This is a genomic window from Pseudomonas sp. B5(2017), assembly GCF_002112825.1.
GTDB lineage: Bacteria > Pseudomonadota > Gammaproteobacteria > Pseudomonadales > Pseudomonadaceae > Aquipseudomonas > Aquipseudomonas putida_Z.
In genome coordinates, this window is the sequence record NZ_NEIR01000006.1 from 82237 (window position 1) to 105201 (window position 22965).

21 protein-coding genes are annotated in these 22965 nt (G+C 62.5%); 12 read left to right on the top strand and 9 right to left on the bottom strand.

Annotation, left to right across the window (positions count from 1 at the left end; all coding sequences use genetic code 11):
• Positions 1 to 5 precede the first annotated feature (5 nt).
• The 3 genes from oadA to CAG00_RS10800 all read left to right on the top strand — a co-directional run bounded on the left by oadA (position 6) and on the right by CAG00_RS10800 (position 3632).
• Positions 6 to 1814, top strand: a complete 1809-nt coding sequence (gene oadA / locus CAG00_RS10790) for a sodium-extruding oxaloacetate decarboxylase subunit alpha (protein WP_025341144.1) — start codon at positions 6 to 8, stop codon at positions 1812 to 1814.
• Between the two features lie 217 nt (positions 1815 to 2031).
• Positions 2032 to 3357, top strand: coding sequence for a type II toxin-antitoxin system HipA family toxin (locus tag CAG00_RS10795; RefSeq protein ID WP_085664249.1), 1326 nt, complete (start codon positions 2032 to 2034; stop codon positions 3355 to 3357).
• Positions 3354 to 3632 (top strand): helix-turn-helix transcriptional regulator, encoded by a 279-nt coding sequence (locus CAG00_RS10800; protein WP_085588857.1) that lies wholly within the window; start codon positions 3354 to 3356, stop codon positions 3630 to 3632. The genes CAG00_RS10795 and CAG00_RS10800 overlap by 4 nt, the downstream gene beginning before the upstream one ends.
• 50 nt (positions 3633 to 3682) lie before the next feature.
• On the opposite strand, the gene CAG00_RS10805 is transcribed toward CAG00_RS10800, so the two are convergent.
• From CAG00_RS10805 to CAG00_RS10815, 3 genes are read right to left on the bottom strand one after another with little or no spacing between them, the layout of a single operon-like run.
• Positions 3683 to 4354, bottom strand: coding sequence for a GNAT family N-acetyltransferase (locus CAG00_RS10805; RefSeq protein ID WP_085664250.1), 672 nt, complete (start codon positions 4352 to 4354; stop codon positions 3683 to 3685).
• 7 nt (positions 4355 to 4361) lie between these two features.
• Entirely contained in the window at positions 4362 to 4808 is a 447-nt protein-coding gene (locus CAG00_RS10810; RefSeq protein ID WP_085664251.1) for a GNAT family N-acetyltransferase, read from the bottom strand.
• Positions 4809 to 4819: 11 nt separating this feature from the next.
• Entirely contained in the window at positions 4820 to 5449 is a 630-nt protein-coding gene (locus CAG00_RS10815; protein WP_075046782.1) for an FMN-binding negative transcriptional regulator, read from the bottom strand.
• A 90-nt stretch (positions 5450 to 5539) separates the two neighbouring features.
• On the opposite strand from CAG00_RS10815, the gene CAG00_RS10820 reads away from it, so the two are divergent.
• Positions 5540 to 7084 carry a PLP-dependent aminotransferase family protein gene (locus tag CAG00_RS10820; RefSeq protein WP_085664252.1) on the top strand — a complete coding sequence of 515 codons (1545 nt, stop codon included), beginning with the start codon at positions 5540 to 5542 and terminating at the stop codon, positions 7082 to 7084.
• A gap of 176 nt (positions 7085 to 7260) precedes the next feature.
• On the opposite strand, the gene CAG00_RS10825 is transcribed toward CAG00_RS10820, so the two are convergent.
• From CAG00_RS10825 to aspA, 4 genes are all read right to left on the bottom strand, one after another.
• A complete protein-coding gene (locus tag CAG00_RS10825; RefSeq protein ID WP_085664253.1) occupies positions 7261 to 8364 on the bottom strand; it encodes a polyamine ABC transporter substrate-binding protein in 1104 nt (367 codons plus the stop codon).
• On the bottom strand, positions 8364 to 9407 hold the full coding sequence (locus tag CAG00_RS10830; protein ID WP_085664254.1) for a histone deacetylase family protein: 1044 nt from the start codon (positions 9405 to 9407) through the stop codon (positions 8364 to 8366). The genes CAG00_RS10825 and CAG00_RS10830 overlap by 1 nt, the downstream gene beginning before the upstream one ends.
• 231 nt (positions 9408 to 9638) lie before the next feature.
• Positions 9639 to 10631, bottom strand: a complete 993-nt coding sequence (locus tag CAG00_RS10840; protein WP_085615984.1) for an AraC family transcriptional regulator — start codon at positions 10629 to 10631, stop codon at positions 9639 to 9641.
• A gap of 243 nt (positions 10632 to 10874) precedes the next feature.
• Positions 10875 to 12299, bottom strand: coding sequence for an aspartate ammonia-lyase (gene aspA / locus CAG00_RS10845; RefSeq protein WP_003260072.1), 1425 nt, complete (start codon positions 12297 to 12299; stop codon positions 10875 to 10877).
• 182 nt (positions 12300 to 12481) lie between these two features.
• Here aspA and CAG00_RS10850 point away from each other — a divergent pair, with 182 nt between their 5' ends.
• The 5 genes from CAG00_RS10850 (at position 12482) to CAG00_RS10870 (ending at position 16094) form a co-directional block, all read left to right on the top strand.
• Complete coding sequence (locus tag CAG00_RS10850) at positions 12482 to 13414, top strand: LysR substrate-binding domain-containing protein (protein WP_161797629.1); 933 nt, start codon at positions 12482 to 12484, stop codon at positions 13412 to 13414.
• A gap of 171 nt (positions 13415 to 13585) precedes the next feature.
• The gene (gene purE, locus CAG00_RS10855) at positions 13586 to 14077 is read left to right on the top strand and encodes a 5-(carboxyamino)imidazole ribonucleotide mutase (protein WP_085664256.1); all 492 of its coding nucleotides are present in this window, start codon (positions 13586 to 13588) and stop codon (positions 14075 to 14077) included.
• A 10-nt stretch (positions 14078 to 14087) separates the two neighbouring features.
• The gene (locus tag CAG00_RS10860) at positions 14088 to 15170 is read left to right on the top strand and encodes a 5-(carboxyamino)imidazole ribonucleotide synthase (protein WP_025341133.1); all 1083 of its coding nucleotides are present in this window, start codon (positions 14088 to 14090) and stop codon (positions 15168 to 15170) included.
• A 96-nt stretch (positions 15171 to 15266) separates the two neighbouring features.
• A complete protein-coding gene (locus CAG00_RS10865) occupies positions 15267 to 15512 on the top strand; it encodes a GlsB/YeaQ/YmgE family stress response membrane protein (RefSeq protein ID WP_012274863.1) in 246 nt (81 codons plus the stop codon).
• 48 nt (positions 15513 to 15560) lie between these two features.
• Positions 15561 to 16094, top strand: a complete 534-nt coding sequence (locus CAG00_RS10870) for a DUF3299 domain-containing protein (RefSeq protein ID WP_176240873.1) — start codon at positions 15561 to 15563, stop codon at positions 16092 to 16094.
• Positions 16095 to 16218: 124 nt separating this feature from the next.
• Here the strand turns inward: CAG00_RS10870 and CAG00_RS10875 are convergent, their stop codons facing one another.
• Complete coding sequence (locus CAG00_RS10875) at positions 16219 to 17115, bottom strand: D-hexose-6-phosphate mutarotase (protein WP_085664258.1); 897 nt, start codon at positions 17113 to 17115, stop codon at positions 16219 to 16221.
• Positions 17116 to 17186: 71 nt separating this feature from the next.
• The gene (locus tag CAG00_RS10880) at positions 17187 to 17585 is read right to left on the bottom strand and encodes an acyl-CoA thioesterase (protein ID WP_003253317.1); all 399 of its coding nucleotides are present in this window, start codon (positions 17583 to 17585) and stop codon (positions 17187 to 17189) included.
• A 360-nt stretch (positions 17586 to 17945) separates the two neighbouring features.
• Between CAG00_RS10880 and CAG00_RS10885 the strand changes: the two genes are divergently transcribed.
• The 3 genes from CAG00_RS10885 to CAG00_RS10895 all read left to right on the top strand — a co-directional run bounded on the left by CAG00_RS10885 (position 17946) and on the right by CAG00_RS10895 (position 22935).
• Positions 17946 to 19235, top strand: coding sequence for an MFS transporter (locus CAG00_RS10885; protein WP_085664259.1), 1290 nt, complete (start codon positions 17946 to 17948; stop codon positions 19233 to 19235).
• 273 nt (positions 19236 to 19508) lie between these two features.
• Positions 19509 to 20507, top strand: coding sequence for a phosphate ABC transporter substrate-binding protein PstS (locus tag CAG00_RS10890; RefSeq protein ID WP_013974822.1), 999 nt, complete (start codon positions 19509 to 19511; stop codon positions 20505 to 20507).
• Positions 20508 to 20646: 139 nt separating this feature from the next.
• Positions 20647 to 22935 (top strand): ABC transporter permease subunit, encoded by a 2289-nt coding sequence (locus CAG00_RS10895; protein WP_085588835.1) that lies wholly within the window; start codon positions 20647 to 20649, stop codon positions 22933 to 22935.
• Positions 22936 to 22965: the final 30 nt, after the last annotated feature.

The window sequence follows — 22965 nt, forward strand, 5'->3', positions numbered from 1 at the left end:
CCATAATGTCCAAGAAAATTCACGTAACCGACACGATCCTGCGCGACGCCCACCAGTCCCTGCTGGCCACCCGCATGCGTACCGAAGACATGCTGCCGATCTGCGACAAGCTCGACAAGGTCGGCTACTGGTCGCTGGAAGTCTGGGGTGGCGCCACCTTCGACGCCTGCGTGCGCTTCCTCAAGGAAGACCCGTGGGAGCGCCTGCGCAAGCTGCGCGCGGCACTGCCCAACACCCGCCTGCAAATGCTGCTGCGCGGCCAGAACCTGCTGGGCTACCGCCACTACAGCGACGATGTGGTCAAGGCGTTCGTCGCCAAGGCAGCGGTCAACGGTATCGACGTGTTCCGCATCTTCGATGCGATGAACGACGTGCGTAACCTGCGCGTGGCCATTGAAGCGGTCAAGGCGGCCGGCAAGCATGCCCAGGGCACCATCGCCTACACCACCAGCCCGGTACACACCATCGAAGCCTTCGTGAAGCAGGCCAAGCAGATGGAAGCCATGGGTTGCGACTCGGTGGCGATCAAGGACATGGCCGGCCTGCTGACCCCGTTCGCCACCGGCGAACTGGTCAAGGCGTTGAAGGCCGAGCAGTCGCTGCCGGTGTTCATCCACTCCCACGACACTGCCGGCCTGGCCGCAATGTGCCAGCTGAAGGCTGTGGAAAACGGCGCCGATCACATCGACACCGCCATCTCCAGCTTCGCCTGGGGCACCAGCCACCCGGGTACAGAGTCGATGGTTGCCGCGCTCAAGGGCAGCGAATTCGATACCGGCCTGGACCTGGAGCTGCTGCAGGAAATCGGCCTGTACTTCTATGCCGTGCGCAAGAAGTACCACCAGTTCGAAAGCGAGTTCACCGCCGTGGACACTCGCGTGCAGGTCAACCAGGTACCGGGCGGCATGATTTCCAACCTGGCCAACCAGCTCAAGGAGCAGGGCGCCCTCAACCGCATGAACGAAGTGCTTGCCGAGATCCCGCGCGTGCGTGAAGACCTCGGCTTCCCACCGCTGGTAACCCCGACCTCGCAGATCGTCGGTACCCAGGCGTTCTTCAACGTGCTGGCCGGCGAGCGCTACAAGACCATCACCAACGAGGTGAAGCTGTACCTGCAAGGCGGTTACGGCAAGGCTCCGGGCGTGGTCAACGAGCAGCTGCGCCGTCAGGCGATCGGCAGTGAAGAAGTGATCGACGTGCGCCCGGCCGACCTGCTGAAGCCGGAAATGGCCAAGCTGCGTGCCGATATTGGCGCCCTGGCCCGTTGCGAAGAAGACGTGCTGACTTTCGCCATGTTCCCGGACATTGGCCGTAAGTTCCTCGAAGAACGCGAAGCCGGCACCCTGACCCCTGAAGTCCTGCTGCCAATTCCTGAAGCGGGCGCAGTGGCGTCTCATAGCGGTGAAGGCGTACCGACCGAGTTCGTCATCGACGTGCACGGCGAAACCTACCGCGTCGACATCACCGGTGTGGGCGTGAAGGCCGAAGGCAAGCGCCACTTCTACCTGTCGATCGACGGCATGCCGGAAGAAGTGGTGTTCGAGCCGCTCAACGAATTCGTCGGCGGCGGCAGCAGCAAGCGCAAGCAGGCCAGTGCCCCGGGCCATGTCAGCACCACCATGCCAGGCAACATCGTCGATGTGCTGGTCAAGGAAGGCGACATGGTCAAGACCGGCCAGGCCGTGCTGATCACCGAAGCCATGAAGATGGAGACCGAAGTGCAGGCGGGTATCGCTGGCAAGGTCGTGGCCATCCACGTGGCCAAGGGCGACCGCGTGACACCGGGCGAGATCCTGATCGAGATCGAAGGCTGAGATAAGCCTTCATCTACAAGCGGTTAACCTCTGGGGAGCGGAATGCTCCCCTTTTTTTATGGAACAATATGCAATTTAGTGCAGATTACAGGCGCCAAAGCCTCCATAATCTGCACTAAAATGCATAAATTGGGTGTGGTTCAGAAAAACATCTGCACTATACTGCAGGCTGACGGCTGAGGCTGATCGAATACATGCAGTAAATTGCAGGTGGCCAATGTACCGACTCACGCTCCAATTACATGACCAAGGTAAATGGCATGATGCTATTGCCATCGCCTTCGCCGAACCGGAAAGAAGCCTCTCCAGTCCTTGCGAGTTCGGATACACATCCAACTACGTCAAGACCAATCTGCATGCGTACGACAGCCTGTTCAGCCAGGCGGCCAGTGCCAAGCTCCCGGTGGACTTTGGCTCTCATCGTCTACCGCATGCTCCTGCATTCCTTTACGACATCGCGCCTGCAGGGGCTGCGAAGCGTTTTCTGCTGAGGCATATCGGTCGTGAAAAACCGGCAGGCATGGGGGAAGACTTGTTTCTGCTAGGGCGCTCCACCCCAGCTCCGATTGGCAATATGCGCATCAGGGAGTCGGCTGAGTTACTGGACCTTGCGGACCCCATCGGTTTTACCCGCCAGGACGTCATCGTTCGCGATCAACGTTTTCTGGAGTACGCCTACGAGCAGGGTGCGGCCATAGGTGGCGCGACAGGCGCCGGTGGAGAGGCGCCAAAGCTGCTGATGACCGAAGATGAAAACGGCCAGCTGTACCCGGACGCGGTGCTTGCGGATGAGAGGGCCTGTCGCCATTGGTTCATCAAGTTCGCCAGGCACCAGGCCTTGGCCGATGATCAGGAGATCCTGCGGGCCGAGTACCTCTATTACAGGGCGTTGCAGCAGCTTGGCATCGAGACGGTGGCCAGTGAACACATGGCGCTGGAAGAGGGAGCCAAGCCCAGCCTGTGGATGGAACGCTTTGACCGTCAGGTTACCGATCAGGGAGTACAGCGGTTTGCCGTGGAATCGATGTATTCCTTGTGTGGTGTAACCGAACCCGGTAGCCGGATGGGGCATTTGGAGGTGATCGAGACGCTCGTTGGCTTGTGGAAGATGGCCGGGCAGGGTAAAGAGGTGCCTGATCTGATCGCGGATTACCTGCGGCGCGACCTGATCAACAAGATCCTGGGTAACGCCGATAACCATGGACGTAATACAGCGATCATTCGTACCCGCGACACGGTGCGTCTTGCACCCATTTACGACTTGGCACCGATGGTGATGGATCAGGAAGGAGTAACCAGAACGACGAAGTGGCCCGCTTTGATCGAAAGAGCAGGCGAAATCGACTGGCAAGCAGCCTGTGTTGCGCTGGCCGAATTCATCGATCCGGATGAGGCTTACCAGCGTCTGCGTCAGGAGGCCCGGCACCTATTGGCATTGCCCGATATCTTGTCCGGCCTTGGGCTCCCGGAGGCAGTGATGAATCACCCGGCAATTGCGCTGGGCAAGCTCGAGCGCCGGATGGCGGAGTGGGGGTTGGCATGACGGTTTCCATCGATGCCCGAGGTCTGATGATCGATGGCGTGCGCGAAGGTATTGCCGACGGCACAATCGAGCTGGGTACTGCCGTTCGCCGCCTGCGCGTAGAAGTTGCAAAGATGCAGCAGACCCAGTTTGCGCTGATGTGCAAGATTTCCGTGCGAACGCTCATTCAGATCGAGCAGGGGGACGGTAACCCCACGCTCAAATCGTTGAACGCGGTATTCAAACCGTTCGGTTTGCAGATGGGCGTCGTCAGGCGTGCGAGCCCGATCAGATAACCGGGCTTGCACCGATCGCGGGCCTGCCGGCCCGTGATCGGTTATGCCGTTCACCCCCTACGGCAGTCCTCAAGTGTCCGCACCTGGCCTTGCGGCCGCTGGTTCTCTTCACTCAACCAGCGCTCGAACGCGGTCGCCAGCGCCGGCCACTCATCATCGGTAATCGAATACCACGCCGTATCCCGGTTGTGATCCTTCACCACCAGGTGCTTGCGGAAAACCCCCTCGAACACAAAGCCAAACCGCTCCGCCGCACGCTTGGAGCGTGCGTTGGCGTTGTTGCACTTCCACTCCAGCCGGCGGTTGCCCAGCTCGAAGCCCAGCTTACCCAGCAGGTACACCGCCTCGGTGCCCCTGGGCGTACGCTGCATGGCGGCGCCGAAGGCAATGTGGCCGATTTCGATGCGGCCGTGGTCGGGCACGATCGACATCAGGCTCAGGATGCCCTGGGCCTGGCCGCTGGCGCGGTCGATGACGGTGTAGAACAGCGGGTCGCGGCCAGCGGCGTTGCCTTCCAGCCAACGGTCGAAGGCGGCACGTTCTGTGAACGGGCCATAGGGCAGGTAGTCCCACAGCACCGGGTCGGCCGCCGGGCCTTGCAGCGCCTCCCAGAGGTCGTCGCCATGGCGCGCCCGGTCGAGCTTTTCCAGGCGGATGAAGCGGCCGTCGATGGGCTCGGCCTGGGGGGCTGCGGCGGGTTTCCAGTTCAATGCGTCGGTCATGTTCGGCTTAGAACTCTTTGCGGAATTGGATGAAGCCCGAGCGCTCGGCAACCTGTTGGTACAGGCTGATGGCGGTGGCGTTGGTCTCATGGGTAAGCCAGTGCACCTTGGCGCAGTTGTCGGCCTTGGCTTTGGCGTAGACGTGCTCGATCAGCTGGCGGCCAATGCCAAGGCCGCGCTGTGTGCTGTCCACGTACAGGTCCTGCAGGTAGCAGGCGTTTCCGATGCTCCAGTTGGAACGATGGTAGATGAAGTTGACCATGCCCACTGCCTTGCCATCGACCCAGGCAAGGGCCGAATGGGTCGGTTCGTTCGGGTCGAGCAGGCGTTGCCAGGTGTTGAGGCTGACCTCTTCGGTCAATTCGGTCTCATAGAAGTGCAAGTAGGCCTGCCACAGGGCGAGCCAGGCAGCATGGTCTTGGGTGGTAACAGGACGCAGGGTAACGCTGGACATGGGCTATTCCTTCAGAGTTGGCGCATGTGCGCCGCGAGTTGGTTATCCAGGTAATCGGGGCTGGCGCTCAGGCCTTCACGCACGCCGGCAATGTCTTGCTCAGAGCGGTTCTGGCTGAGCTTGCGCGCGCCTTGCAGGCGGGCGATGGGCAGGCGGATGCCGACGATGGCGCGGAGCATGCCATCGAGGTAGTCACGCGGGGCATCGGTGACGTTCCACGGTTCGCCGCGGCCTTGTTCGTGGCGCTCGGTCAGGCGGCTGACAATAGCCAGCAATGGCTCGGCTTCGTGAATCACTTCGGCCGGGCCATAGGCGTGCACGGCCAGGTAGTTCCAGGTTGGCACCACCTTGGGGTTGTCGGCCTTGCTCGGGTAGTAACCGGGGCTGACATAGGCATCGGCGCCGGGGAACACCAGCAGGGCTTCGCCACCTTGCTTCAGGTCGTGCCACTGGGGGTTGGCCCGCGCCAGGTGGGCATAGACGGTGCCGAATTCGCCTTCGGCGATATCGACCAGCACTGGCAGGTGCGTGGCCAGCAGGCCTTGTTCGCCCTGGCTGACCAGGATGGCCAGGCGGGTGTCGAGCATGTGCTGGTGCAGGCGCCCGAGGTCGTGTTCCTGATGGGGTTTGCTGTTGTACATGCTCGGTTTCCTTGTGCGATGGCTCCATCCTAGGCAGGCTATTGGTTCATAGTAAGAGCCATTAACGGCTGTTTTTATAGGTCCAATGCCATGAGCGAGCGCCCCCTAGTGTTGCCTTTCGACCCTGCCGGGATCGCCCTCGATCGCCGCCGCGGGCTCAGCCAGCAGCTGTACCAGGCGCTACGTGCGCGGGTGCTGGACGGGCGCCTGAGCAGTGGCACGCGGCTACCGGCCACTCGTGATCTGGCCGCCATGCTGGCGCTGTCACGCAACAGCGTGGTGCGGGCCTATGACCAGCTATATGCCGAGGGCTACATCGAAAGCCGGGTAGGCGACGGCACCTATGTCAGCCAGTTACCGAAACTCTCCACTGCAAAACTATCCACACAAGTATCCACAGGGTTATCCCGGGGGTTATCAACAGACTTATCCACATTTTCCTCAGAAAATACTGAGGATTTATCCAGCAAACGCTGTTCCAGCGAGCCTTTGCAGCGCCTGAAAAGTAACCATCTGCCGCCCCCAAGAAGCGGTGCACCGCGTGCTTTTCGCGTCGGTATTCCGGCGTTCGACCTGTTCCCGTTCGACGTCTGGGCCAAGCTGCAGGCGGGTTTCTGGCGCAACCCGGCTCCGGCGCAGTTGGGTTATGGCGACCCGGCAGGCGAGCCGCTGCTGCGCGAACTGATCGCGGCCTACCTGCGTCGCTCGCGTGGGCTGAGTTGTACTGCTGAACAAATTGTGATCACCAGTGGTGCGCAGCAGGCCATCAGCCTTTGTGCACAGTTGCTGTTGCAGCCCGGCGACGGTGTGGCTGTGGAAAACCCGGGTTACCGCGCAGCCGGACATGCCTTTGCGCTGGCCGGTGGCAGGTTGTGTGGTGTGCCGGTGGACGAGGACGGCATGGACTGTCGCCGGCTTGGGCAGCTGACGGATTGCCGGCTGGCCTATGTCACGCCAGCCCACCAGTACCCGACCGGGGTGACCATGAGCCTGGCGCGACGCCTGGAACTGCTGGCCTGGGCCGAGCGCAGCGAAGGCTGGATCATCGAAGACGACTACGACGGCGAGTATCGCTACAGCGGTGCGCCCTTGGCCCCGCTAGCGGCACTCGACCGGCACGGGCGGGTACTGTATGTCGGTACCTTCGGCAAGATCGCCTTTCCAGCGTTGCGCCTGGGCTACCTGGTACTGCCGCCGCAACTGGCGCAGGCGTTCAGCCAGGGCAGGGCGCTGGCGGTGCGGCATTCGGAGGTCAGTAGCCAGTGCGTGATGGCCGAGTTCATGGCCCGGGGGCACTTCCAGCGGCATATTCGGCGCATGCGCAAGGCAGCGTTGAGCCGGCGCAATGTGCTCAAGGCTGGCTGGCCTGTGGATATTCCGGGTTTGGGCGGCATGCCGGAGGTGGCGGCCGGGCTGCATGTGAAGGTCGATGTGGATAACTTTGCGCGGGAGCAGGAGCTGGTGGTCAAGGCTGAAGCGGTGGGGGTGGAGGTGACGCCGCTGAGTAATTTCTGGCTGGCGGACAGCGAGGTACCTGTGGATAAAAGGGCAGGGCTGGTGCTGGGGTTTGCAGCGGTGCCGGAGGGGGAGATTGCCGAGGCGTTGATGCGCTTGCGCAAGGCCTGGAGAAAGTGAATGGGGCCGCTGTGCGGCCCTTCGCGGGCACGCCCGCTCCCACAGGGACTGCACCGGTCTTGAGAGCTGTGCAGCCCTGGGGAGCAACTGCCTTGCACTAAATCCTCAAGCTTGCGAGATCCCTGTGGGAGCTGGCTTGCCGGCGATTGGGCTGCAAAGCAGCCCCCGGCTCTAAATCAGGTGCCGGACTTGATCCGCGTCCAGGCCCTGGTCCGAGCCCGCTCGGCATCCCGCGCCAGGGGCTTGAGGGTATACAGCTTGGCCATCGCCTCCGCCGTCGGATACAGGTTGGGGTTGTTGCGAATCGCCGGGCTCACCTTGTCGGTCGCGTCTTTGTTCGGGTTCGGGTACCCGACAAAGTCACTGATCGGCGCAATCACTTCGGGCCGCAGCAGGTAGTTGATGAACGCGTGGGCATCTTCCGGGTTGGCCGCGTTCTTCGGAATCGCCAGCATGTCGAACCAGATCGGTGCACCTTCCTTGGGCAGGCGCATGTCCACCACCACGCCATTCTTCGCCTCGACGGCGCGGTTGGCGGCCTGCGAGAAGCTGCCGCTGTAGCCCACTGCCACGCAGATATCGCCGTTAGCGATGTCGGCCATGTATTTCGAGGAATGGAAGTAGGTGATGTGCGGGCGGATCTTCAGCATCAGCGCTTCGGCTTTCTTGTAATCAGCCGGTTTGTCGCTGTTAGGTGGCAAGCCCAGATACTGCAACGCCAGCGGCATGATCTCCGACGGCGAGTCGAGCAGGGCCACGCCGCATTGCTTGAGCTTGGCGATGTTCTCTTCCTTGAAGATAAGGTCCCAGCTGTCCACCGGGGCGTTGTCGCCGAGCGCAGCCTTGACCTTGGCCGGGTTGAAGCCGATCAGCACGGTGCCGTACATGTAGGGCACGGCAAATTTGTTGCCGGGGTCGTTGGCCTCGATCAGCTTCATCAGCGCCGGGTCCAGGTGCTTCCAGTTCGGCAGCTTGCTGCGATCCAGTGGCTGGAACACCCCCGCTTCGATCTGCTTGGCGAGGAACACGTTGGACGGCACTACCACGTCATACCCGGAGTTGCCGGTCAGCAGCTTGGCTTCCAGCGCCTCGTTGGTGTCGAAGATGTCGTAGACCAGCTTTACCCCGCTGTCTTTCTGAAATTCGGTGAGGGTTTGCGGAGTGATGTAGTCGAACCAGTTGTACACCCGCAGGGTGCGCTGTTCGGCCTGGGCGTGCAGGGCACCGGTGAACAGGGTAGCGGCGATGAACGGGGCGAGCAGACGCTTGAGTCGGACCATTACCGGGCTCCTGGCTGGGCGTGCTGGAAGCCTTCCAGCACATTGACCGCGTTGATACCGATTTCTTCCACAGCGTAGCCGCCTTCCATCACGAACAGGGTCGGCTTGCCGAGCTGGGCGATGCGCTTGCCCATTTCCAGGTAGTCCGGGCTGTCCAGCTTGAACTGCGAGATCGGGTCGTCCTTGAAGGTATCCACGCCCAGCGAGATCACCAGCACATCGGCGTCATAGGCGGCGATGCGCTGGCAGGCGTCCTCCAGGGCAGCGCTCCAGGCGGCCCAGTCGCTGCCGGCCGGCAGTGGGTAGTTGATGTTGCAGCCTTCACCGGCACCCTCGCCGGTTTCATCGGAATAGCCGAGGAAGAACGGGAACTCGTCGCGCGGGTCGCCATGGATCGAGGCGAAGAACACATCGTTGCGGTTGTAGAAGATGTCCTGGGTGCCGTTGCCGTGGTGGTAGTCGACGTCGAGGATGGCGACCTTGCGCCGGCCCTGGTCGAGGAAGGCCTGGGCGGCGATCGCGGCGTTGTTCAGGTAGCAATAGCCACCCATGACTTCGCCGGCGGCATGGTGCCCTGGCGGGCGGCACAGGGCGAAGGCGGAATGGGCGCCTTGCTGGATAGCTGCCTGCGCGGTGAGGGCGACCTGGGCGGCGCTGTAGGCGGCCTGCCAGGTACCGGCGGTGATCGGTGCGCCGGCATCGAAGCTGTAGTAGCCCAGCTCACCGTGCAGGCCGGTGGGTTTTACCTGGCGCAGGGTGCGTGCGGGCCAGGTGAACGGCAGCAAGTCGCCTTCCTGGCCCAGTGCGGCCCAGCGCGCCCAGGCGCCTTCGAAGAAGTCCAGGTAGCCGGCGCTGTGGATGCGCAGCAATGGTGCGCGCCCGAAGTCGGTGGGGCCCTGGATGTCGCCAAGGTTGCGCTTCTTGACTTGGTCGAGCACATGGTCGGCGCGTGACGGCATTTCGAAACAGGGCATCAGCTTGCCGTCGATCAGCTCGCAGCGGCCGTGGTGCAGGCGGTGGTCATCGGAATAGATCGTCAGCATTGTTGTTCTCCGGTGGGTACTGGCGTGGGCCCATTCTCATGGGCGGGCCAGTGGGGGAGAACGACGCAAGTGGCCAAAAGGGGATCGATATGGCCAAGCTCTTTGGCTGGATTTGTTGGTGGCCTGTACTGGCCCTTTCGCGGGTGAACCCGCTCCCACAGGTACAGTGTTGCACCTGAGTGTGTGCAATCCCTGTGGGAGCGGGTTCACCCGCGAAAGGGCCGGTACAGGTCAACCGCGAAAATGGCTGGGCGCGACGCCACTCCAACGCTGGAAGGCATGCCGAAAACTGGCGGTCTCGCTGAACCCCAGGCACTCGGCAATCCGATAGATCGGCATCTGCTCATCAGCCAGCAATTGTTTGGCCCGCTCGAACCTCAGTTCATCCAGCAGCTGTTGATAACTGCTGCCCAACGCCTGCAAATGCCGGCGCAGGGTGCGCGATGAGCAGTTCATCTGCCGCGCCAGCCCTTCCAGCCCGGGCGCTGCATCCAGTTGCTGCGCCAGCAGTTGGCGAATCCTCCCCAGCCAGGCCTGGCGGCCGGTGAATTCCAGGTTCAGGCGCCGGCAGCGTTCGCTCATGGCCTTGTGGGTAATCGGGTCGGCCAGCGGCAGTGGCGTGTCCAGCCAGCGCCGTTCGAAGGCAAAGGCATTGTCCTCGGCTTCGAAACCGACCGGGCACTGGAATGCCCCGGCATAGAGTGCGTGGTAACCGGGCCGTGGGTGTTCGAAACGGGCTGCCAGCAGGGGCAGCGGGCGGCCGAGCAGGTCGTCGCAGATGACCTTCAGCGACACCAGGCAGAACTCGGCGTTGAAGGCGGTCAGCGTCGGGCTGTCGTGGTAGTCGCTGGCGCTGAACCAGACGCGCTGGCCGTCGTCGAGCAAACGCAGCTTGAAGACTGTTCCCAGCAGTGCCGGATACTGCAGCGCCAGGCGCAAGGCGTCACCCAAAGTGGCACTGGAGAGCAGGGCGTAACCGAGCATGCCGTAGCACGACACATGCATGCGTCGGCCCAGTTCCAGGCCGATATCCTCGCGTCGGGCAACGGCGTTGGCGCACACCTGCAGTTCCTGCTGGGTAGTGATGCGCGCATCGGCATGGCCCAGGTCTGCCGGGCCGATGCCGCTGCCGGCTAGCAGCGCCGACGCCTCGCAACCGTCTGCCTGGAAGACGTTGAGGATCAGCGAAACCGCGTTGAGGGTGGTCAGGTGGCTGTGCAGCATGCTGGGTAATCCCGTTGGGCTGGGCGCATTATGGAGCAAGTTGTGTGCCGATGTTCGGGGGCCGCTCCCACATTGGCCGGTGTACGCAGGGCTCTTGCAGGAGCGGCCTTGCGTCGCGATGGGCTGCAAAGCAGCCCCAAATCCTTCAGGCAAAAAAAAAGGCCCGAAGCATAGGCTCGGGCCTTGGAAAGGTTGAGAGGTGTCTAGTCCCTCGACCTGGTGAGACTGTTTACAGCGGCCTGGTTACGCCTTCAGCGGAACCAGACGGGGAGCGATCATGTTTTCCGGACGCAGGATGTCGTCGAGCATCGCGTCGTCCAGCAGCTTCTCTTCGCGCACCAGTTCCAGTACGCCGCGGCCGGTTTCCAGGGCAACGCGGGCGATACGGGTGGCGTTTTCGTAGCCGATGTACGGGTTCAGGGCGGTGACCAGGCCGATCGAGTGCTCGACCAGTTCACGGCAGCGCTGTTCGTTGGCGGTGATGCCGACGATGCAGTGCTCGCGCAGCATGTCCATGGCGCGTTGCAGCAGGCGGATCGAGTCGAAGATCTTGTAGGCGATCAGCGGCTCCATAACGTTCAGCTGCAGCTGGCCACCTTCGGCGGCGACGGTCAGGGCCAGGTCGTTGCCCATGATGGCGAAGGCCACCTGGTTGACGGCTTCCGGGATAACCGGGTTGACCTTGCCTGGCATGATCGAGCTGCCTGGCTGACGCGCTGGCAGGTTGATCTCGTTGATGCCGGTGCGCGGGCCGCTGGACAGCAGGCGCAGGTCGTTGCAGATCTTCGACAGCTTGACGGCGGTACGCTTGAGCATGCCGGAGAACAGCACGAAGGCGCCCATGTCCGAGGTGGCTTCGATCAGGTCGGCAGCCGGTACCAGTGGCTGGCCGCTAATGGCAGCCAGGCGCTGTACGGCCAAGGCCTGGTAGCCAGGGTCGGCGTTGATGCCGGTGCCGATGGCGGTACCGCCCAGGTTGATTTCGGTCAGCAGTTCCGGGGCCAGCGAGCGCAGGCGCTGCAGGTCTTCGGTCATGGTAGTGGCGAAGGCGCGGAATTCCTGGCCCAGGGTCATCGGTACGGCGTCCTGCAGCTGGGTACGGCCCATCTTCAGTACGTGGTCGAACTCTTTACCCTTGGCAGCGAAGGCCTGGATCAGGCTGTCGAGGCTGGCCAGCAGGGCGTCGTGGCCCAGCAGCAGGCCCAGACGGATGGCGGTCGGGTAGGCGTCGTTGGTCGACTGCGCCATGTTCACGTCGTTGTTCGGGTGCAGGTACTGGTACTCACCCTTCTGGTGGCCCATGGCCTCCAGCGCGACGTTAGCGATGACTTCGTTGGCGTTCATGTTGGTAGAAGTACCAGCACCGCCCTGGATCATGTCCACCACGAACTGGTCGTGGTAATCGCCTTTGATCAGGCGGGCGCAGGCTGCGGTGATGGCAGCGTGCTTGGCATCGCTCAGGTGACCCAGCTCACGGTTGGCGTCGGCAGCAGCCTGCTTGACCATGGCCAGGGCCACGACCAGCTTCGGGTAGTGCGACAGCGGAACACCGGAGAGGTGGAAGTTGTTGGCAGCGCGCAGGGTCTGGATGCCGTAGTAGGCATCTGCAGGAACTTCAAGGGTACCCAACAAATCTTTTTCGACGCGGAACGATGCAGCGGAGGACATGATGTATATCATCTCGATTTTGACCCGGCACATGCCGGAATGGCGCCAATCCTAGGCCTGAAGGTGATTTTGCGGCCAATGCTGTTGCACGCTAACCTATGCACAAACGGCATAGTGTTTCATGTGACGCCAATTGACATTCGAGCGTGTTCCATTTTGGTGCACGCCAGGAGATGTGCTTCGTGAACCTTGAAAGCAAATGGCTGGAAGACTTCAGCGCGCTGGCCGCCACCCGCAGTTTTTCCCAGGCGGCAGAGCGGCGTTTCGTCACCCAACCGGCCTTCAGCCGGCGCATTCGCAGCCTGGAAGCAGCCTTGGGCCTGCAATTGGTGAATCGTTCCCGCACGCCGATCGAGCTGACAGAGGCCGGCCAGCTGTTTCTTGTCACGGCGCGTACTGTTGTCGACCAGTTGAGCGAAATTCTCCGCCACTTGCATCATCTGGAAGGCGGGCAGGGTGAGGTGGTGCAGGTGGCCGCAGCACACTCCCTGGCATCGGGCTTTTTCCCGCGTTGGGTGGCCCAGTTGCGCAACGACGGGTTGAACATCGCCACCCGCCTGGTTGCGACCAACGTCGGAGATGCAGTGCATGCATTACGCGAAGGTGGCTGCGACCTGATGCTGGCCTTCTATGACCCGGATGCCGCCCTGCAGATGGATGCCGAGATCTTCCCGTCACTGCACATGGGCACCACTGAAATGTTGCCGGTATGCGCCGTGGATGCCGACGGCAAGCCGTTGTTCGACCTGGAAGGCGAGGGCAGCGTGCCGCTGCTGGCCTATACCGCCGGCGCCTTCCTCGGTCGCTCGGTCAATTTGCTGCTGCGTCAGCGCAACCTGCGCTATACCACCGTCTATGAAACCGCCATGGCCGACAGTCTGAAGAGCATGGCGCTGGAAGGCATGGGCATCGCCTGGGTACCGCGCCTGTCGATGCGTGGCGAACTGGAACGGGGCGAACTGGCGATCTGCGGCGGCAGCCAGTGGCACGTGCCGCTGGAAATCCGCCTGTACCGCTGCGCCCTGGTGCGCAAGGCCAATGTAAGGCTGTTGTGGCGCAAGCTCGAGGGGGCGGCAATGGTTGACCCAAAAGTCAGTCAAAGCCCCGAAAAATAAGGGGCGACAGTTGGTCGCCGGGGTGCCTTAAACGCACCACCTTACGGTATACTGCGCGGCCTTTCGACCGGATGCGTCCGGTCCTGATCAGCAAACAAGCCACGCCGGTCGTCCCGCGTGGCTTGTTGTTTTTTGACGCGCCCAAGGGCGCACAAGCGAAGAGGCTCGACGATGAGTGCACTGGTTGGCGTGATCATGGGCTCCAAGTCCGATTGGTCCACCCTTAGCCACACCGCCGATATGCTGGAAAAACTCGGCATTCCCTACGAGGTGAAGGTGGTTTCCGCCCACCGTACCCCGGATCTGCTGTTCCAGTATGCCGAGGAGGCTGGGGGCCGTGGCATCGAGGTGATCATCGCCGGTGCCGGTGGCGCAGCCCACCTGCCAGGCATGTGTGCCGCCAAGACCCACCTGCCGGTGCTGGGCGTGCCTGTGCAATCGTCGATGCTGTCGGGTGTCGATTCGCTGCTGTCGATCGTGCAGATGCCAGCCGGCGTGCCGGTTGCCACCCTGGCCATCGGTCGTGCCGGTGCGGTCAACGCCGCGCTGCTGTCGGCCAGCATCCTCGGCGCCAAGTACCCGCAGTACCACGCGGCGCTCAAGCAGTTCCGCACGGAACAGACCGACACCGTGCTGGACAACCCAGACCCGCGCCAGGCTTGAGGCTCAACCCATGAAGATCGGTGTAATCGGTGGCGGCCAGCTGGGCCGCATGCTGGCCCTGGCGGGTACCCCGCTGGGCATGAACTTCGCCTTCCTCGACCCGGCGCCGGACGCCTGCGCTGCGCCGCTGGGCGAGCACCTGCGTGCCGACTACGGCGACCAGGACCACCTGCGCCAGTTGGCCGACGAAGTCGACCTGGTCACCTTCGAGTTCGAAAGCGTCCCGGCCGAGACCGTGGCCTTCCTCTCGCAGTTCGTGCCGGTGTACCCCAGCGCCGAAGCGCTGCGCATCGCCCGTGACCGCCTGTTCGAGAAGAGCATGTTCCGCGACCTGGGTATCCCTACCCCGGCCTTCGCCGACATCCTCTCGCAGGCCGACCTGGACGCCGCGGTGGCCAGCATCGGCCTGCCGGCCGTGCTGAAAACTCGCACCCTGGGTTACGACGGCAAGGGCCAGAAGGTGCTGCGCACGCCTGAGGACGTGGTCGGTACCTTTGCCGAGCTGGGCAGCGTACCTTGCCTGCTGGAAGGCTTCGTGCCATTCACCGGCGAAGTGTCGCTGGTGGCCGTGCGTGCCCGTGATGGCGAAACCCGCTTCTACCCGCTGGTGCACAACACCCACGAAAGCGGCATCCTGCGCCTGTCGGTCGCCAGCCAGGCGCACCCGCTGCAGGCTCTGGCCGAAGACTACGTGGGCCGTGTGCTCAAGCAACTGGACTATGTGGGCGTGATGGCCTTCGAGTTCTTCGAAGTCGACGGCGGCCTGAAGGCCAACGAAATCGCCCCGCGCGTGCACAACTCCGGGCACTGGACCATCGAAGGCGCCGAGTGCAGCCAGTTCGAGAACCACCTGCGCGCCGTCGCCGGCTTGCCGCTGGGCTCGACTGCCAAGGTCGGCGAGAGCGCGATGCTCAACTTCATCGGTGAAGTGCCGGCGGTGGACAAGGTGGTTGCCATCGGTGACTGCCACCTGCACCACTACGGCAAGGCCTTCAAGGTTGGTCGCAAGGTTGGCCACGCCACCCTGCGCTGCCACGACATGGCCACCCTCGAGCGCAAGATTGCCGAAGTAGAAGCCCTGATCGGCAACTGATCGAACTTCTACCAGCGGCTTGCCCTCTGAAATGGCAACAAGCCAAAGCGCTGTCTAGGCTTTGGCTTGTTCCATCTTCACTGCAGAGGGATTGCCATGGGTATCATTGGAACCATCTTCATCGGCCTTATCGTCGGCCTGCTGGCCCGCTTCATCAAGCCGGGCGACGACAGCATGGGCTGGATCATGACCATCCTGCTGGGGATTGCCGGCTCGCTGCTGGCCACCTACGGCGGTCAGGCGCTGGGTATCTACCAGGCCGGGCAGGCTGCCGGTTTCCTTGGCGCGCTGATCGGTGCTGTGATCCTTCTGGTGATCTACGGATTCATCAAGAAACGCTGAATACTGGTTAGAATGCCCGGCAATTCATTCGAGTTGCCGAGCATTTTCATGCGTGCCTTTTTCCTCGCCCCACTGCTGTTGGCCAGCACCCTGGCCCATGCCGAACTGCCTGAAACCGACTGGCTGGAGCTGATGCCCAAGTCGGACCAGCAGGCACTCGAGCAAATGCCCGATATCGACCACAACTCGCCGGAAGCCATGGGCACCTTTACCGACAAGGGCGGCCTGAAGCAGAGCAAGGGCCTGCCGGCGGTGATGTACTCGACCAAGACCGTGGCGGCCATGAACGGCAAGGAAATTCGCCTGGGCGGCTACCCGGTGCCGCTGGAGAGCGATGCCAAGGGCAACAGCACGTTGTTCTTCCTGGTGCCGTACCCGGGCGCGTGCATCCATGTGCCGCCACCGCCACCGAACCAGCTGGTACTGGTGCGCTACCCGAAAGGCCTGAAGATCGATGATATCTACACACCGCTGTGGGTCAGCGGCAAGCTGAAGGTGGAGAAGGTCAGCAATGACCTGGCCGATGCGGCCTATGCGCTGGATGCCGGGAAGGTGAGGGTGGTGGAGGATGCAGACCTCTGATTGCCTGCACTGGCCCTTTCGCGGGTAAACCCGCTCCCACAGGGTCTCCACAAACCTTGAATATTGTGGAGACCTTGTGGGAGCGGGTTTACCCGCGAAGGGGCCCGAACAGGCACTGCAAAACTCAGATCATTTCACAGCCAATCCTGACCCCCAGCGAGCTGCTGCCCCCAGGCTTCAATTCCACCAGGTCATCCCACACATTCGCCGTCTCGATGCACAGCATCCGCTGCCACCCATCATCAGCCATGTCCGGCAGATCCCTGGCCCGTTCAGTCCAAGGGTTCCAGATCACCGCCGAGCGCGACCCACTGCTGGTCAAGGTAATGCGCCGCTCCCAATGCGGGTCGACGATGCTAAGGGTTTGCGGGGTCGCCAGGTAGATCCGGTCGGTCTCCCCGGCAAACGCCAGTGGCCCCTGCTGCTGGCGCTGCTCCCAGTCAGCCAGGGTCTCGATATAGCTCAGTCCCTCCACCCCTTCGACCCGCGCCTGGCGCACGTCACTGACCGCGAAGTAGCTGTGCAGGGCCTGGCTGATGGTGACGGGGGTATTGCCCATGTTGCGGCTGGTCAGGTTCAGCTTCAGGTCCTCGCCCAGCTCCACTACCAGCTTCAGCTCGACGTCATGAGGCCAGCCAGGCAGGTCACCCTGCGCTTCCGGCAGTTCGAATTCGATACGCAGGCCTTCGCCCGCTTCCTCGATAGCCAGCAATTGCCAGTCGCGCGCGCGCACCAGGCCGTGGGCGGGAGCCTGTTTGCCGTGGTACATGGCCTGCACGGCCTGGGGGTTGCGCTGCAGGTTGCCGAACCACGGCCAGCACACCGGCACACCGGCGCGTACCGACTTGCCCTGACGGAAGATGGCCTGGTCGCTCAGCCACAGCAGCGGTGGCTCGCCAACGCGCTGGTAGCTGAGGATCTGCGCGCCCTGCTGGGCGATCAGTAGTTCGGCTTGGTCGCTGCTGATACGCCAGCAGTTGAGTTCGCCATGTTGCTCGGTTACGACCTGGAAGGTAGCCATTGCATTCATCTCATTGATTGCCAGTGGGCCTTGGACCCGGGCACATGCAATGAGTTTACCGCCGGCGTGGCTCAGCGACGAGGTACGGAGCGGGTGCGGCCACTGCCGTCGATGGCGACGAAGACGAAGACTGCTTCGGTGACCTTGCGCCATTCGCTGGACAGCGGGTCGTCGCTCCACACTTCGACCATCATCTGGATCGAGCTGCGACCGATTTCCAGGGTCTGGGTATAGAACGACAGCTGCGCGCCGACGGCGACCGGGACCAGAAAGGCCATGCGGTCGATGGCTACGGTGGCCACGCGGCCGCCGGCGACACGGCTGGCCATGGCGGTACCGGCCAAGTCCATCTGGGCGACCAGCCAGCCGCCGAAGATGTCGCCAAACCCGTTGGTTTCGCGCGGCAGTGCGGTGATCTGCAAGGCCAGGTCACCTTGCGGGATAGGATCTTCTTGTTCGAGCTCAATCATGCGATGGGGCCTCTGACCCGTGACGCTTTTCGTTGGTGTGGCGCAAAGGCCGGGTAAACGATTCAGCTTGAAACATACTACGCCGATTTCGTTTCACTGAGCGGCCGTAGGGAAACTCTGCGAAACCGCCTGACATAAAGACCGGCGTTTTCGCACAACATCCCACGCTAGCAGCAACCTTTTCCTACGAACTGCCAGTATATAGAGCATAACGGCCAGCGACGACCGTGCATTCATGAATATGTGTAGGGATTTTGTATCGCTTCCGGCGCAGCTCAGCAATTTGCTATCTTCGCCTGTCTCCCACTCCAGAAGCCGCGTGCCAAGCGGCCTGCATGCCTACAAAGAGAACAATCAGCGATGACTTCCGTGCCGAGCAGTATCGAGCAGCCCTCGCGGCCGCTGACCCGCAGTGACTACAAGACTCTCTCACTGTCCGCCCTGGGCGGCGCGCTGGAGTTCTACGACTTCATCATCTTCGTGTTCTTCGCCACGGTGGTCGGCAAGCTGTTCTTCCCCGCCGACATGCCCGAATGGCTGCGCCTGATGCAAACCTTCGGCATTTTTGCCGCCGGCTATCTGGCGCGGCCGCTGGGCGGCATCATCATGGCCCACTTCGGCGACCTGCTCGGGCGCAAGAAGATGTTCACCCTGAGCATCTTCATGATGGCCCTGCCAACGCTGATCATGGGCCTGCTGCCCACCTATGCACAGATCGGCATGTGGGCGCCGATCCTGTTGCTGCTGATGCGCGTGATCCAGGGCGCGGCCATCGGCGGTGAGGTACCGGGCGCCTGGGTATTCGTGTCCGAGCACGTGCCAGAGCGCAACACCGGCTACGCCTGCGGCACCCTAACCGCTGGCCTCACCGCGGGTATCCTGCTTGGCTCGCTGGTGGCGACCCTGATCAACAGCGTCTACAGCGCAGAGGAAGTGGCCGATTACGCCTGGCGTATCCCGTTCCTGCTCGGCGGTGTATTCGGCCTGTTCTCGGTGTACCTGCGCCGTTGGCTGCACGAAACCCCGGTGTTCGCCGAGATGCAGCAGCGCAAGGCGCTGGCCGAGGAGCTGCCGTTGCGCGCGGTGCTGCGTGACCATCGCGGTGCGATCATCCTGTCGATGCTGCTGACCTGGATGCTGTCGGCCGCCATCGTGGTGCTCATCCTGATGACTCCGGCGCTGCTGCAGAGCATCTACCACATCAGCCCCACCGACTCGCTCAAGGCCAACAGCCTGGCCATCGTGCTGCTCAGCTTCGGCTGCATCGGCGCTGGCAGCCTGGCTGATCGTTTTGGCGCGGGCCGGGTGTTCGTGATCGGCAGCCTGTTGCTGCTGGCGACCTCCTGGACCTTCTACCACAGCTTGCCTACGCGCCCCGAGCTGCTGTTCCCGCTGTATGCAGTGACCGGCCTGTGCGTGGGCGTGATTGGCGCGGTGCCTTATGTGATGGTCAAGGCGTTCCCGGCGGTGGTGCGCTTCAGCGGGCTGTCGTTCTCGTACAACGTGGCCTACGCAATCTTTGGCGGGCTGACGCCGATGGTGGTGACTGCGCTGCTGAAAGTGAGCCCGATGGCACCGGCCTACTATGTGGCGGGGTTGTGTGCCGTTGGTCTGGTTGTGGGCCTGTACCTGCTCGCCAACAAGCGCTGATCGGCACCGATTGGTCAACGCAGTCATTGTAGGAGCGGCCTTGTGTCGCGATGGGCTGCGCAGCAGCCCCAGAGATCGCAACCCGGCACAAATTGCCGGGGCTGCTGCGCAGCCCATCGCGACACAAGGCCGCTCCTACAGGTATTGCCAAGCAGCTGAGCGGTGATGGCCTTTCATCCAATTGTCATATTCAAGTCATATCGTATTCATGCGGCCTGCAGATACTTGGGCCCGTTCCATCCAACACCCCAATATTCCTGCTAGGAGCAAGGCATGAAACTGAAGCGTTTGATGGCGGCCCTCACCTTTGCCGCCGCTGGCGTTGCAACCGCCAACGCGGTAGCCGCTGTCGATCCTGCGATCCCGACCTACACCAAGACCACCGGTGTTTCGGGCAACCTCTCCAGCGTCGGTTCGGACACCCTCGCCAACCTGATGACTCTGTGGGCCGAGGCCTACAAGAAGGAATATCCGAACGTAAACATCCAGATCCAGGCTGCCGGCTCCTCCACCGCGCCACCCGCGCTGACCGAAGGCACCGCCAACCTCGGCCCGATGAGCCGCAAGATGAAGGACGTCGAGCTGCAGGCCTTCGAGCAGAAGTACGGCTACAAACCGACCGCCATCCCGGTCGCCGTAGACGCCCTGGCTGTGTTCGTGCACAAGGACAACCCGATCAAAGGCCTGACCATGGCCCAGGTCGACGCCATCTTCTCTTCCACCCGCCTGTGCGGTGGCAAAGCCGACGTCAAGACCTGGGGTGACCTGGGTGTGACCGGCGACCTGGCCAACAAGCCAGTACAGCTGTTCGGCCGTAACTCGGTATCGGGCACCTACGGCTACTTCAAGGAAGAAGCCCTGTGCAAAGGCGACTTCAAGCCTAACGTCAACGAACAGCCTGGCTCGGCCTCGGTCGTGCAGTCGATCAGCTCCTCGCTGAACGGTATCGGCTACTCGGGCATCGGCTACAAGACTGCCAGCGTCAAGACCGTGGCCCTGGCCAAGAAGGAAGGCGGCGAGTTCGTTGAAGACAACGAAGCCAACGCCCTGAACGGCACCTACCCGCTGTCGCGCTTCCTGTACGTCTACGTCAACAAGGCCCCGAACAAGCCTCTGGCCCCGCTGGAAGCCGAGTTCGTCAAGCTGGTGCTGTCGCAAGCTGGCCAGCAGGTCGTGGTGAAGGATGGCTACATCCCGCTGCCGGCCAAAGTCGTCGACAAGACCTTGGCTGACCTGGGCCTGTCCCACGCTGGTAACGTCGCAAAAAAGTAAGTAATTGAAGGGGAGGCCGGCGCTGATGCCCGGCCTCTTCCACGAAATTCCAGTCCGAAGCCAGGTTTCCTGTGCGGCGGGCTTTCGTGCGTCACCACTTTGTAATGTTTTTGTCACACGGGACCGCTAGGGTGTGCGCATGAATGATCTGGCCAACTCCAACATGACCCAAAACTCCCAGCCCGTGCGGATTGATTTCAATACGCCGGAGTTGCAACGCAAGCGCCGCATGCGCGCGCTCAAGGACCGCCTGACCCGCTGGTATGTACTGGTGGGCGGGCTTGCCGTATTGGCGGCGATCACCCTGATCTTCTTCTATCTGGCCTATGTGGTGCTGCCGCTGTTCCAGGGCGCCGAGCTGACCAGCAAGAAAGCCTTGGAGCCGACCTGGTTGCAACAGGATGCCGGCAAGCCGCTGATGATCGCGCTTGAAGAGCAGAACCTGGTGGGCATGCGCGTTTCGGACAAGGGCCAGGCACTGTTCTTCGATACCAAGACCGGTAACGAGCTCAAGCGTTTCGACCTGCCGGTACCGGCAGGCACCCAGGTCACTTCGATCAGTGCCGACCAGCCGGGTAGCCCGCTGGTGGTGCTGGGCTTGTCCAATGGCCAGGCGCTGGTGTTCCACCACACCTACAAGATCACCTACCCGGACAACAAGAAAACCATCGCCCCCGGCATCGACTACCCGTACGGCGAGCAACCGTTCGTGCTCGACGAGCAGGGCCGTGCGCTGGAGCATGTCAGCGTCAACGTCAATGGCGACACCCTGCTGATGGCCGGTTCCACCGGCGCGCACCTGCAGGTGGTCGAGCTGACCCGCACCGAAAACATGATGACCGAAGAGGTCACCACCGAGCAGAACCGCATCGAATTGCCGCAGATGACCGAAACGGTGAAGAACATCTTCATCGACCCGCGTCAGCAGTGGCTGTACGTGATCAACGGCCGCGCCACCGCAGACGTGTTCAACCTGCGCGACAAGAGCCTCAACGGCCGCTACAAATTGTCTGAAAGCGCCGACACCGAAATTACCGCCACCGCCCAGCTGGTCGGCGGCATCTCGCTGATCATCGGCGACTCCAAGGGTGGCCTGGCTCAGTGGTTCATGGCCCGTGACCCGGATGGCGAATCCCGCTTCAAGCTGATCCGCACCTTCCAGATGGGCAAGGCCGCGGTCGTGCAGATCGACGCCGAAGAGCGCCGCAAGGGCTTCGTCGCCCTCGACGCCGCAGGCGAGCTGGGCGTGTTCCACAGCACCGCGCACCGTACCCTGCTGGTCGAGCCGGCCGCCGAAGGCCCCGGCATCCTGGCCCTTTCGCCACGTGCCAACCGCATCATCATCGAAGAAGGCGGCAAGCTGCTGCCACTGAGCCTGCGCAACCCGCACCCGGAAATTTCCTTCAGCGCGCTGTGGGGCAAGGTGTGGTACGAGAACTACGACGAGCCGAAATACGTCTGGCAATCGACCGCCTCGAACACCGACTTCGAGCCCAAGCTGAGCCTGTCGCCGCTGACCTTCGGTACCCTGAAGGCCGCGTTCTACGCCATGATCCTGGCGGCCCCGCTGGCGATTGCCGCGGCCATCTACACCGCCTACTTCATGGCCCCTGGCATGCGCCGCAAGGTCAAGCCGGTGATCGAACTGATGGAAGCGATGCCGACCGTGATCCTCGGCTTCTTCGCCGGCCTGTTCCTCGCCCCGTACCTGGAAGGCCACCTGCCGGGCGTGTTCAGCCTGTTCCTGCTGATGCCGCTCGGTATCCTGCTGGCCGGCTTCGCCTGGACCCGTCTGCCCGAGTCGATCCGCCTGCGTATCCCGGATGGCTGGGAAGCGGCGATCCTGATCCCGGTCATCCTGTTCACCGGCTGGTTCGCCCTGACCATGAGCCCGCACCTCGAGAACTGGTTCTTTGGCGGCGACATGCGCCTGTGGATCACCAACGACCTGGGGATAACCTACGACCAGCGCAACGCCCTGGTCGTGGGTATCGCCATGGGCTTCGCGGTCATCCCGAACATCTACTCCATCGCCGAAGACGCCGTGTTCAGCGTGCCGCGCAGCCTGACCCTGGGCTCCCTGGCCCTGGGAGCGACGCCATGGCAGACCCTGACTCGCGTGGTCATCCTCACCGCCAGCCCGGGTATCTTCTCGGCGCTGATGATCGGCATGGGCCGTGCGGTGGGCGAGACCATGATCGTGCTGATGGCCACCGGCAACACCCCGGTGATGGAGCTGAACCTGTTCGAGGGCATGCGCACCCTGGCCGCCAACGTGGCCGTGGAAATGCCGGAATCGGAAGTCGGCGGCAGCCACTATCGCGTGCTGTTCCTGGCCGCGCTGGTGCTGCTGATGTTCACCTTCATCATGAACACCTTGGCCGAGCTGATTCGCCAGCGTCTGCGCAAGAAATACTCGTCGCTTTGATAGAAAGGTAGCGATCCGTGAAAAAGGATT